At 61.0% G+C, this 11,973-nt stretch carries 10 protein-coding genes; 7 read left to right on the top strand and 3 right to left on the bottom strand.

Features of this window, described 5'->3' with window-relative positions:
• Positions 1-5 precede the first annotated feature (5 nt).
• From K8B33_RS11820 to K8B33_RS11805, 4 genes are all read left to right on the top strand, one after another.
• Entirely contained in the window at positions 6-782 is a 777-nt protein-coding gene (locus K8B33_RS11820) for a fimbrial biogenesis chaperone (protein WP_223426710.1), read from the top strand.
• A complete protein-coding gene (locus K8B33_RS11815) occupies positions 779-1,765 on the top strand; it encodes a Csu type fimbrial protein (RefSeq protein WP_223426708.1) in 987 nt (328 codons plus the stop codon). Before K8B33_RS11820 ends, K8B33_RS11815 begins: the two co-directional genes overlap by 4 nt.
• A 119-nt stretch (positions 1,766-1,884) precedes the next feature.
• A complete protein-coding gene (locus tag K8B33_RS11810; protein WP_223426705.1) occupies positions 1,885-3,525 on the top strand; it encodes an acetolactate synthase large subunit in 1,641 nt (546 codons plus the stop codon).
• Between the two features lie 38 nt (positions 3,526-3,563).
• The gene (locus K8B33_RS11805; RefSeq protein ID WP_223426702.1) at positions 3,564-4,994 is read left to right on the top strand and encodes an aldehyde dehydrogenase family protein; all 1,431 of its coding nucleotides are present in this window, start codon (positions 3,564-3,566) and stop codon (positions 4,992-4,994) included.
• Between the two features lie 126 nt (positions 4,995-5,120).
• Here the strand turns inward: K8B33_RS11805 and K8B33_RS11800 are convergent, their stop codons facing one another.
• Complete coding sequence (locus K8B33_RS11800; RefSeq protein ID WP_223426701.1) at positions 5,121-5,603, bottom strand: hypothetical protein; 483 nt, start codon at positions 5,601-5,603, stop codon at positions 5,121-5,123.
• Between the two features lie 113 nt (positions 5,604-5,716).
• Here K8B33_RS11800 and K8B33_RS11795 point away from each other — a divergent pair, with 113 nt between their 5' ends.
• The 3 genes from K8B33_RS11795 (at position 5,717) to K8B33_RS11785 (ending at position 8,748) form a co-directional block, all read left to right on the top strand.
• On the top strand, positions 5,717-6,712 hold the full coding sequence (locus tag K8B33_RS11795; protein ID WP_223426700.1) for a GlxA family transcriptional regulator: 996 nt from the start codon (positions 5,717-5,719) through the stop codon (positions 6,710-6,712).
• Between the two features lie 111 nt (positions 6,713-6,823).
• Positions 6,824-7,783 (top strand): Rpn family recombination-promoting nuclease/putative transposase, encoded by a 960-nt coding sequence (locus tag K8B33_RS11790; RefSeq protein ID WP_223426699.1) that lies wholly within the window; start codon positions 6,824-6,826, stop codon positions 7,781-7,783.
• 305 nt (positions 7,784-8,088) lie between these two features.
• Positions 8,089-8,748, top strand: coding sequence for a hypothetical protein (locus K8B33_RS11785; protein ID WP_223426698.1), 660 nt, complete (start codon positions 8,089-8,091; stop codon positions 8,746-8,748).
• A 57-nt stretch (positions 8,749-8,805) separates the two neighbouring features.
• Here the strand turns inward: K8B33_RS11785 and K8B33_RS11780 are convergent, their stop codons facing one another.
• Together K8B33_RS11780 and K8B33_RS11775 are read right to left on the bottom strand one after the other, a co-directional pair.
• Positions 8,806-10,587, bottom strand: coding sequence for a c-type cytochrome (locus K8B33_RS11780; RefSeq protein WP_223426695.1), 1,782 nt, complete (start codon positions 10,585-10,587; stop codon positions 8,806-8,808).
• 285 nt (positions 10,588-10,872) lie between these two features.
• Entirely contained in the window at positions 10,873-11,853 is a 981-nt protein-coding gene (locus K8B33_RS11775) for an NAD(P)H-dependent flavin oxidoreductase (protein ID WP_223426692.1), read from the bottom strand.
• Positions 11,854-11,973: the final 120 nt, after the last annotated feature.

Below are 11,973 nucleotides of genomic sequence, written 5' to 3'. Positions count from 1 at the left end.
CCGCCATGTTCTTGACGCCCCTCACATCAACCAGCATCAGCCAGAGCCTGGCCCGCGTCCTGCAGCTGGTACTGCTGTGGACCATGGCCCTGTCCCTGGGATTGTTTTCTGCGCTCACCCAGGCGGGCAGCCTGTCGGTGAGCCCGGTGCTGCTCTCCATGACACAGGCCCAGAACAACCGCACCATTACCCTGCGCAATACCGCCGCCACCGAGGGGTATTATCAATTGCAGTTGTTCGCCTGGTCCCAGGAGGACGGAGAAACCCGGCTTGTGCCACAGGAATCCCTGATCGTGACTCCGCCGCTGGCGCTGATCGCACCGGGCGCGTCACAACTCGCTCGTGTCGTCCGCGCGGACGGCAACACCGCCACGGACACAGAAGGCAGCTACCGCCTGATCATCAGTGAAATCCCCCACGATCTGCTGGAGCAGGGCGATGCCGCCGTCAACGTGCTGCTGCGCGTGTCGGTACCGGTCTTCACCCAGGGACCTGCCGACGCAGCGCCCCGGTTGCAGGCCAGCGTCACGACCCGGGAAGGCAACCCTCACCTGCGCCTGGAAAACCACGGCAACAGCCATGCCCGCCTCACCGACGCCTCTCTGGCAGACTCGCAGGGCCAGCTGACGCCCTGGCGCGCGGGCCTGATGGGTTATGTATTGCCCGGTTCGGTTTTTTACTGGCCGCTGCCGGATACCGCTACCACGGCCACGCAACTGAGCGTCAGCATCAACGGCACAGCCACCATGCTGGCACTGACGCCGTCGGAGCAGACACCATGACCGGCGCACGACATCCCACCCGGATGGCACTGCGACTGTGTCTGCTGACACTGTTGCTGTCCATGGCGCCGCAGGCCTGGTCCGCCGTGAACTGCAGCATTACCAACAGCCCGGTACTGACCTTCGGTGACGTGGACCCCTTCACACAGACCATCCAGGACGCCACGGTCCAGCTGAACTGGCAATGCGACCGAGGCCTGTTCGACAGCACCGCCAACACCATGTGTATTTACGCCAGCCGCGGCAACGGTCCGATCGCTCCCCGGCAGCTGAGCAATCCTGCCGGCAACCCGTCACTGAGCTTCAATCTGTTTCGGGATTCAGCACGCAGCATCATTCTTGGCCAGCCGGGCGAGAGCGAAAATCGCGGGCTGTCCGTCAGTGTTTCCCTCCCCTTGTTCACCTTCTCCACCAGCGGCACCGTGACGCTGTATGGGCGTCTGCTCACCCCCCTGCCCGCCAACACACGTGCTGGTATGCACGAGAATCTGCTGATCAATTCCCGTGTCGGCGTGCGCACCGGCAATACCGGGCAGAGCTGTGACAATATCAGCAACTTCTCAACGTCCAGTACCTACACCCTGCAAACCCGGGTGAACATTCTGGACCAGTGCCGGGTCGAGACCACCGACATGGATTTCGGCACCCAGGGGCTGCTGCTCAACGCCGTGGACAGCACCTCTGCCGTGCGCGTGCGCTGCAGCAACCAGACCGCCTTTACGGTACAACTCAACGACGGCCTGCATGCCGCCGGGGGCAATCGTCGCATGCGCAGCGCCAACAACGACCTGCTGATCTATGAGCTGTTCCGCGACGCGGCCCGCAGCCAGCGTTGGGGCAGCAGCGCCGGACAGCGTGCCGCCGGCACCGGTGTCGGCCCCGGCAATGTCATCAAGCTGCCGGTTTACGGCCGCGTCCCCGCCGCACCGGGTGCCGCACCGGGCAGTTACAGCGACACCATCACCGTGATGGTAGAATTTTGATGGCAAGGTTCTGACCGCGCCTGCCCACACGGCGCCATAAACGGCTATAGTGACGACTGCTGCGACGTACCGGCCTTGCGCCGACGCCGCCCATCCTGCCGTGACCGGAGCCCCCGCACATGAAAGCCTCGGATCTGTTTGTCAAAGCCCTGGAAGCCGAAGGGGTGGATTACCTGTTTGCCATTCCCGGTGAAGAAAACCTCGACCTGCTGGAATCCCTGCGCCACTCCAGCATTCGCCTGATCATTACCCGGCACGAACAAGCCGCCGGCTTCATGGCCGCCACCTACGGCCGCCTGACCGGCAAGGCCGGTGTCTGTCTGGCGACCCTGGGCCCGGGCGCCACCAATCTGGTGACCGCCGCCGCCTACGCCCAGCTGGGTGGCATGCCCATGGTCATGCTGACCGGCCAGAAGCCGATCAAGAGCAGCAAGCAGGGCCAGTTCCAGATCATTGATGTGGTCGACATGATGCGATCGCTGACCAAATTCACCAAACAGATCGTCAGCGGCGACAGCATCCCGTCACGTATCCGCGAGGCCTTCCGTCTGGCACAGGAAGAGCGCCCCGGCGCCACCCACCTTGAACTGCCCGAGGACATTGCCCGGGAGGACAGTAACGCCGCAGTGCTGCAACCCAGCCTGACACGTCGCCCCACCGCAGAAGAAAAAGCCGTACGGGCCGCCGCACAAGCCATCAGCAACGCCAAACGGCCGCTGCTGCTGGTCGCCGCTGGTGCCAACCGCAAACTCACCTGCAAGATGCTGCGGCAGTTCATCGACAAACTGGGCATCCCGGTGGTCACCACCCAGATGGGCAAGGGCGTCATCGACGAAACCGATCCGCATTTCATCGGCAATACGGCGCTGTCCGACGGCGACTTTGTCCACCGCGCCATTCATGCGGCGGACCTGATCATCAACCTTGGTCACGACGTGGTGGAGAAACCGCCTTTCTTCATGCGCAGCGGCGGGCCCAAGGTCGTGCATATCAATTTCAATTCCGCCCAGGTCGATCCGGTGTATTTTCCGCAGATCGAGGTCATTGGCGACATCGCCAACAGCCTGTGGCAACTGAAAGATATGCTGAACGCGGAACCCCACTGGGATTTCAGCGAGTTCATGCGCATCCGCGACGCCCTGAAGACGCACATCGCTGAAGGCACCCATGGCGACAGCTTCCCGGTGAAGCCGCAACGCCTGGTGCATGACATCCGCAAGGTGATGCCGGAAAACGGCATCATTGCGCTGGATAACGGCATGTACAAGATCTGGTTCGCGCGCAACTATCCCGCCTATCTGCCCAACACGGTGCTGCTGGACAATGCGCTGGCGTCGATGGGCGCCGGCCTGCCTTCCGCCATGGCCGCCAAACTGGTCTATCCCGAGCGCCGCGTCATGGCGATCTGTGGCGACGGCGGCTTTATGATGAACTCCCAGGAACTGGAGACGGCGGTACGCCTGAAACTGGATCTGGTCGTGCTGGTGCTGCGTGACGATGGCTACGGCATGATCAAGTGGAAACAAGCGCAAATGAAGTTTGACGACTATGGTCTGGACTTCGGCAATCCCGACTTTGTCACCTATGCGCAATCCTATGGCGCCAACGGCCACCGCATTTCACGCAGCGGCGAGCTGGAAGAGGTCATCGAACAATGCTTTGTCACCGGCGGCGTGCACCTGATTGACCTGCCCGTGGATTACGCCGACAACGACCGTATTCTGAATAATGAGATCCGGGAACTGAGCCAGGCGCTTTAATACATCCCGCGCGCTTTAACACATCAAGGGAGACCCCGATGCTGAAGGATGCATACCCGTACTATCTGGCCAATGAGCCGATCTACGCCAACAAAGACCTGGCCGTGACAGACAAATACTCCGGCGAGATCGCCACCCACGTTGCCCTGGCCGACCGCAAGGCCATTGATCAGGGCATCGCCGGCACCGTCAAGGCGGCCGCCGCCATGGCCGCCATGGCACCCTACGAGCGCCAGGCCGTACTCGATCACTGCGTCATGCGCTTCCGCGAGCGCAGCGAAGAGCTTGCCATGGCGCTGTGTATCGAAGCAGGCAAACCGATTCGCGATGCACGGGGCGAAGTAGGTCGGCTGGTGGATACGTTTCGTGTAGCGGCGGAAGAAGCCGTTCGCATTGACGGCGAAGTGCTGAATCTGGAAATTTCTGCCCGGGCAAAAGGCTATCGCGGCTTTACCAAGCGCGTGCCCATCGGCCCCTGCTCCTTCATCTCGCCCTTCAACTTTCCGCTCAATCTCGCCGCCCACAAGGTAGCGCCCGCGATTGCAGCAGGCTGCCCGTTTGTGCTCAAACCCGCCAGCCGCACCCCCATCGGCGCCCTGATCATCGGCGAAGTGCTGGCAGAAACCAACCTGCCCAAAGGCGCCTTTTCCATTCTGCCTTGCCACCGCGACGGCGCAGACCTGTTTACCGAAGACGAGCGCCTGAAACTGCTGAGCTTTACCGGCTCACCCCAGGTCGGCTGGGACCTGAAAGCTCGCGCCGGCAAGAAACCGGTGGTGCTTGAACTCGGCGGCAACGCGGCCTGCGTCGTGGATGAGGATGCAGATCTGGAAGATGCCGTGGAGCGCATCGTGTTCGGCGCCTTCTATCAATCGGGCCAAAGCTGCATCGGCGTCCAGCGCATCTACGGCCATCGCGCCATCTACGACAAGCTGAAACAGAAGCTGGTGGCAAAAACCCGCACCCTGAAGATGGGCGATCCCCGTGACGAGGAGACCTTTATCGGTCCGGTGATCTCGGAAGGGGAAGCGCAACGTCTGGAAAACTGGATACAGGAAGGCGTGGAGCGCGGTGGCACCTTGCTGTGCGGCGGCGGCCGCAACGGTGCCATGCTCGAACCGACGCTGCTGGAAAACGTGCCAGCCGGGTGCAGCATTGTCGACGACGAAGCGTTCGGTCCAGTGGCAGTACTGGAAGCCTTCGACGATTTTGATCGTGTGCTGGAGACCGTCAACGCAAGCACCTTCGGCCTGCAGGCGGGTATTTTCACCCGCGATCTGTACAAGGCGCACCGTGCCTGGGATCTGCTCGAAGTCGGCGGCGTGGTCATCGGTGATGTGCCGTCCTGGCGGGTCGACAATATGCCCTACGGTGGCGTCAAGGATTCCGGGCTGGGACGTGAGGGCATTCGCTGGGCGATTCGCGATATGACCGAGGAGCGACTTCTGGTGATCCGCACGCCGCAGTAGCAGTGTGCAGAGCTGTTTCAACAAGGGAAAAAAAAGCCGCCCGATGATGGGCGGCAGAACGGAGCACGTTTACGGGCAGGCCTCTACGCGAGCAGGCCTCTCAGGAACGTCACTACAGAAACATCACTACAAGTGCGTCACTACCAGCACGCCGAGCGCGGCCAGCTCGGCGCCAAACCAGATCTGTACGGCGCCGCGATTCAGGGCGACACGGTCCAGCAGGGCAATCCCCACCAGCAAACCATGGGCGCCATAGATCGGCAGCATCGCTGCACCCTGATACAACGCCAGTAAGGTGACCAGCAGATTGGCAACCGCAGCCAGCATGAACACCGGGCGGTCACCATCCAGCGCCAGCGCCACCATCACCCAGGCCATGACCACCAGGAACAGGCTGCCAGCGTAGGCCGGCACCAGACCCAGCGCCGCGCCCAGCAGGCCTGCCAGCATCAGCAACCCGGCTCCTGCGCTGGCCATGCCCAGCGGGGCACTCAGGCGAGCCAGCTCACTGACCACTGGAATATGACTGGCGGGCCGCGCCAGACGGGTATCGCGATCAAAAAGTTCGCGGGACAGTTCGTCGTAAAAGTTGCCGGTTACTGTGCGCATGTCGCACCTCCCTGCCTTGATTGACACATTCAGAATACGCCTTGACTTATCAGTGCAAGAGTGGCGTTATTGACATTGTTATGGCCATATCCGCCACACATGAGGTGCCATTCATGCCAAAGGTGACAGTTTTCGCCGTAGACGACATTCTGGCAACAGGTGTCACCGGTCCGCTTGAGGTGCTCAATATCGCCAATATCCAGGCAGATCTGGCCGATCTGCCGGCACATCAGCGGTTCAGCTGGACCGTGGTTTCCGTGGACGGGAAACCCGTGCGCAGCTCGGCAGGCTTCATGCTGCCGGTAGAGGGCAATTACATGCGCGCCCGCGAAGCCGACATCATCATCATTCCCGGCTTCAATCACCGCACCGGTCGCGAGGTCAGCCATTATGTATCGGCCATGCCCGAAGGCTACCTCAGCTGGCTGAAAGCCCAACACCAGGCAGGCAAAGTGCTGTGCGGCATCTGCAGCGGCACCTTCGTACTGGCCGAGGCCGGTTTGCTGGATGGCCGCCGCGCCACCACCAGCTGGTGGCTGACCAAGTCGTTCCGCCGCCGTTACCCGGCCGTCGATCTGCATCCGCGAGAAGTGGTCACCGAAGATGGCAACCTGCTGTGCGGCGGCTCAGCGGCGTCGTGGATGCATGTCAGTCTGCGGCTGATCGCGCGGTATATGGACGCGCAGGTGGCCAGCGCCTGCGCGCGCATCATGCTGGTGGACCCGGGCAGTGCCTCGCAGGCGCCCTACCTGAATGCCGAGCATCTCACCGCCAGCCGCGACAGCGCGCTTGAGCAGGTGATAGACCGCATGCGCGAGCAACTCGACACGCCCCTGTCTGTCAGCGACATGGCGGCCTGGGCAAACATGAGCGAGCGTTCCTTCATTCGTCGCTTCCGGGAAGTCGCAGGCATGCCACCGGGACACTACTTGCAGAAGATGCGCATCGATACCGCCAAGCGCCTGCTGGAGCAATCAGACCTGCCGCTGGAGCATATTGTTACGCAGGTCGGTTACACCGATGTCAGTTCATTCCGGCGCCTGTTCCGCAAAGAGGTCGCCGTGTCACCGGGCGCCTACCGACAACGTTTTCGCCAAGCCCGCGCCTGAGACTGACAACACCAGACGTCATTCGCTTACCTGCACTTCCGCTCAGGCTGACAGCACCAGGCGGCCGGCTCTGTCAGGCTATGCACCTGAATGGACGCGCAGGAGTGTGGCATGGACGACCACGATACCGCTTACCGGCTGCTGTTCTCGCACCAGGCCATGGTGCGGGACCTGCTACTGGGGTTCACACCGGGCACCTGGACGAATGAACTGGATCTCGACACCCTTGAGCGGGTCAATACCAGCTATGTGACGGACGATCTGCGCAGCCGCTGTGACGATGTCATCTGGCGCGTGCGCTGGGGGGACGACTGGCTCTACGTTTACATTCTGCTGGAATTCCAGTCTTCCGTGGACCGCTTTATGGCCGTGCGCATCATGGCGTATGTCGCCTTGCTGTATCAGGATTTAATCCGCGGCGATCAGCTGGAGAGCGACCGGCTGTTGCCTCCGGTGCTGCCTGTTGTGCTGTACAACGGCGAGCCACGCTGGCGCGCTCCGCAGCACATCGCGGACCTGATACACCCCGGGCCGGGCGCCCTCACCCCCTGGCGCCCTGCCATGCGCTACCTGTTGCTGGATGAAGGCGCCTATGAGGAGGCCGCGCTGCCCGGGGAACGTAACCTGGTGGCCGCACTGTTTCGGCTGGAGACCAGCCGCACGAAGGAGGATTTCAGGCGGGTCCTGAGACTTCTGATAGACTGGCTGGATACACCGGAGCAGGCGGATTTGCGGCGTAGCATCACCGCCTGGTTACGCCGGGTCTTGCTTCCACGCCGAATGCGGGATACACCCATACCCGAGATACAGGATTTGCAGGAGGTCGATACCATGTTGTCTGAACGAGTGAAAGACTGGACCCGGGACTGGAGAGAGCAAGGTCTTGAGCAGGGGCTGGAGCAGGGCCGCAAGGAAGAGGCCACGGCGATTGCTACTGCGGTCATCGAGCGCCGCTTCGGCGACGTTCCACTGTGGGTACAGGATCGGCTGCGCGTTGCTGACGCAACGCAATTGCACAACTGGGCGCTGGCCCTGCTGGATGCTCCTTCGCTGGAGGCAGTGTTCAGTTGATAGACCGGATCGCGCGCTCCCCGCACCGTAAATTCGCCCCCCGGGGCCGCCTGTGGCTCCGGCATTGCCCTTGCACTTTGTCTGCGCTGACCGCAACATATTGCGCAGATAACAATAATAACGGCGCGCCGCAGCACTGTTGAGCCGCACTGTTGAAAAGTACCGGCTGAAAATTACCGGCGCAGCCGATGTATCAGGAATCCTGGGGGAAACGCCCGGCCTGATGCTATGACAACAATGGCCGATTACCGGCGCTCCCCCCCTGTTTGGCGTGCTACATCACTCTGACTATGGGGAGAACACTCATGACCAGCTCCGCACTGACACCGCGACCTCGACCGGCGGTTGGCCCACTCTTTCGTATCCTGCTGTCTGTACAACGCTTCATACCCTTGTTCATCAAGGTGCCCTTCGTGACCCATGTGCTCGGCCCGCGCCGCACGGCCACCCTGGCAGTGCACACACCGGGACCGCTGATGCTGCCGGTGACCCAGCGGCTTGCGCCCGACTTCAATGCCGATGTCACCCTGTACCTGGCGCCGCAGGAAATCCGCGATCTGCTGGATCACATGCCCAACGATGTCTGGATCGCCATCGCCCGGGCCCTGATGGACAAGGGGAAATACGAGATCACCGCCGGCTTTGCCGATCTGCTGACAGAGAATGAGATTCGTGCCTTTATCGTCACTCTGAACGATCCCGAGGGCGTGATGCATATCGCACCGCATCTGGCCGATCCGGAACGCGTGGTGAACATTGCGCGCCGCTTTTCGAACACCTACCTGGTGAAGTTAGGGAAAGCCGCTTGTGCCGGCGGCAACCACGCTATCGCTGCACGGGTGTGTCTGGGGGTTTCCCCTGATCGGCAACGGGTGATTCTTGATGCATTGAGTGCGGCAGATCGCGACAAGGTACTTTCGCATTATTCCGCTGTGGAGCGCAGGGATATGGATGAAACAACCTGATAGCTGGCGAGATCATACCCGGCAGTGACGACCTCCATCACTGCCGGGCATGTTGCGTTACAGCGAGCGCATATACTCCGCGACCGCTGCAATTTCTTCTACTGTCAGGTCATCCGGCACACCACCCAGGTTGCGCGAATAGGTTTCCACGACTTCTTCCAGCGTGGCAGCACTGCCGTCATGGAAGTAAGGCGCAGTGAAACCGATCCCGCGCAGACCCGGCGTCTTGATACCGCCAGCCAGCCCACCCATGGGGGGCTCGTCCGTAATGGCTGCCGTGATCACATTCCCGGTGAATTCTCCGGTGTTGTGACAACCGCCGCAGTTGGCACGGCCGTAGAAGAGCTGGAAACCTTCCTCCGCCAGTGCTTCATCGAACATGCCCGGTGCCGGGCTGGTGAAACTGCGCTGCCAGTCCTGCACGTCGAGCAGATCCTGCTCCGGAATGATGTTTGGCATATTGGCAGCCGCGACCAGGGCATCAATCAAATCCTGAGGTGGGGCGCTACGCAGGTGCGGCGGCAAGGTGCCGGTGTCGGTGCCGAAGGCGCCTTTGCCACCCATCACGAGGTGATAAACCGCTTCGGCCTGACTGGCCAAGCCGTTGGGCAGTCCGTTTTCCGGATCATTGATGAACTCCCCGTCCCAGTTGTAGCGATAGCCCTGTGCACCGAGATCGACGAAATTCCACAACGGCGGGAAGGTTGTCGGATTGTCCACGCCGTCATCCAGCGGGTTGAAGGCGCCGAAGGCGCGCACATCGTGGCGTCCCGGCCCCCATCCTTCCAGTGCGGCGATCAGATCATCTTTCGCCTGCCCGTCGGGCATGCCCTGCACAAACGGTGTCAGGGAAATGATGACGCCGGTGTTCATGTCGTAGTTGGGCAAGCCATCCAGCGCCAGCGGCCCGATGGGCAGTGGCGTGAGTTCACCCGCGCTCAATTCAAACTCTGTCGGTGTCACGTTAACGTGACACAGCGCGCAGGTGATGCCCGCAGACGTCATCATGTCCGGGTTATCCATGTCATCGAAGAAACCACGCACGCCGACGACGGCATCAGCCTGAATCAGCGCCCGGGTAATGGCGGGGTCTTCCAGCGCATCCTGCTTGGCCTGGAAATTGTCGCCAAGCAGTACATCTACGATGCCTTGAGGTACGCGATTCAGATCAATCTGCGCGCCGACCGCCACAGCGGTGGACGGCGCAAGTCCGTTCAGCAACTCATGCAGACCTATCACACCGCCCCAGATATCTTCGTTCTCATAAGTTTCGTACAGGAATACATCCTGACCGCGGGCAACCCCGTCACCCGTGGCAGTGCGGAGCTGTCGGTTCACTGCACGGAAGATGCTTGTCTCTCTGGTCAAACCGATAGTGCGGCTTTCGGAGGCACGAAAAAAACTGCCGCGAACCCGGTCCCAACCATTGAGATCCAGTCGCAGGACCTCTGCGACCTGAGGATGCTGCGGCGCATCCCGCACCGCCAGCTCGATGCTGACATTCTCTGTTATTACCGCACCGAGAATCCGGATATCGAAGGCGTCACTCACCGGCGTCGTATTGTCCGGCGTACGTGGCGGTACGCCCTGCCGCACGATGCGCAATGTGCCGTCCTGATCGAGTGCATCAGGTGGCACGACAACGGTCACCGCACCATCTTGTGTCATAAAAGTACCGCCCAGCGCCGCCGACACCGGCTCTTCCAGCAGCAATACATTGGGTCTCACGCTGCTGCTACCGCCGCAAGCACTGAGAACAAGCGTTGCCAGACCGAGCATGAGCATGCCCGCTGACATCTTTCCGGCGCTATACCAGCGCGCCATGGATAATTGATTCACGATACGTACCTCCACCCGCATTTCTTTTCCTTTTGCCCGTCAGCCCGTCAGCGTTTCTTCAGTGCTTGTCATGACGGTAATCCGGTGCCCCGAGTAGCGTGCAAACGTTACTCCCTCGGGACGTTGGACCCGATGACGTGGAGGTCAGGTGAATATTCACGCGAATATCGGATTAAATGATGAAGTGTGAAAGGCGTGCATTGATATGTTGCCGGAGGGTAATCAGAACGGGCGTGAATTCACGCCCGGCTGACTTCTTGCTTGTCAATCACGTCAGAATATCTGTCAACGATAGGGGCGCGTCACCTGTTCGAACTGCGACGCAGCGGTAGAAAACTCGTTGCGCAGGCGTTGCACCAACTCGCTGACTTTGGGCACATCACGAATGCTGCCGATGCCCTGGCCTGAACCCAGAATATCTTTCCAGACTTTCTTGTCGCTGTTGCCGCCGGAACCGAAATCCATCTTGGAGGGATCACCTTGTGGCAACTTGTCTGGATCATAGCCGGCCTCGGCCACCGACTCTCTCAGATAATTGCCATGCACACCGGTGAACAGAGAGCTGTAGACCACATCGTCTGCAGAACCCTTCACCAGCATCGCGCGGTAACGCTCATCAGAGTTGGCCTCTTCCGTCGCAATGAAGCGCGTCCCCATATAGGCAAGATCTGCTCCCATGGCGATGGCACCGGCCACCGAGGCGCCGTCAGCGATGGCGCCGGAGAGAATCACCGTACCCTCGTACCAGGATTTGATTTCCCGCAGCAAGGCAAACGGACTCAACGAACCGGCATGGCCACCGGCGCCGGCGCTGACCAGAATCAGGCCGTCGACCCCCTGCTCTGCCGCCTTGCGCGCATGACGCTGATTGATCACATCATGAAACACCAGCCCGCCATAGGCGTGCGTGGCGCGGACCAGTTCTGCAGGCGGGCGCAGGCTGGTGATGATGATCGGCACTTCTTCTTCCACGCAGACCGCCATGTCGGCTTCCAGACGGTCATTGCTCGCATGGCATATCTGGTTAACCGCAAAAGGCGCGACCGTCTTGTCCGGGTTTGCCGCCGCATATTCGGCCAGCTCTCGCTTGATACGCTGGATCCATTCCCGCAGTGCAGACTGGGGCCGGGCATTGAGCGCCGGGAAAGAGCCGACGATGCCGGCCTTGCATTGTTCAATGACCAACTCGGGGCCGGATACGATAAACATGGGTGACGCCAGTACCGGCAGCGTAAGCCGGCCTTTGAGCATGTCAGGCAGAGCCATGATGTGAGTCCTTGTGAGCCAAAAGAATGGGGGCAACCTTAGCAGTTTATAAAACCCGTGAGTATCCTGCGACTCCTCACCTGGCGCTGACCCGCATCGCGTCATGCTGATGACCTGTAA

The sequence above is a fragment of the Alcanivorax limicola genome (assembly GCF_019931215.1).
GTDB lineage: Bacteria > Pseudomonadota > Gammaproteobacteria > Pseudomonadales > Alcanivoracaceae > Isoalcanivorax > Isoalcanivorax limicola.
This window is presented reverse-complemented; position numbering and strand designations above follow the sequence as displayed.

Excerpts from the sequence above, each read along its gene's own strand:
- K8B33_RS11790 (WP_223426699.1), top strand. The coding sequence starts at position 6,824 with ATGGACGACCACGATACCGCTTACCGGCTGCTGTTCTCGCACCAGGCC.
- K8B33_RS11805 (WP_223426702.1), top strand. The coding sequence starts at position 3,564 with ATGCTGAAGGATGCATACCCGTACTATCTGGCCAATGAGCCGATCTAC.
- K8B33_RS11795 (WP_223426700.1), top strand. The coding sequence starts at position 5,717 with ATGCCAAAGGTGACAGTTTTCGCCGTAGACGACATTCTGGCAACAGGT.
- K8B33_RS11775 (WP_223426692.1), bottom strand. The coding sequence starts at position 11,853 with ATGGCTCTGCCTGACATGCTCAAAGGCCGGCTTACGCTGCCGGTACTG.
- K8B33_RS11820 (WP_223426710.1), top strand. The coding sequence starts at position 6 with ATGTTCTTGACGCCCCTCACATCAACCAGCATCAGCCAGAGCCTGGCC.
- K8B33_RS11785 (WP_223426698.1), top strand. The coding sequence starts at position 8,089 with ATGACCAGCTCCGCACTGACACCGCGACCTCGACCGGCGGTTGGCCCA.
- K8B33_RS11800 (WP_223426701.1), bottom strand. The coding sequence starts at position 5,603 with ATGCGCACAGTAACCGGCAACTTTTACGACGAACTGTCCCGCGAACTT.
- K8B33_RS11815 (WP_223426708.1), top strand. The coding sequence starts at position 779 with ATGACCGGCGCACGACATCCCACCCGGATGGCACTGCGACTGTGTCTG.
- K8B33_RS11810 (WP_223426705.1), top strand. The coding sequence starts at position 1,885 with ATGAAAGCCTCGGATCTGTTTGTCAAAGCCCTGGAAGCCGAAGGGGTG.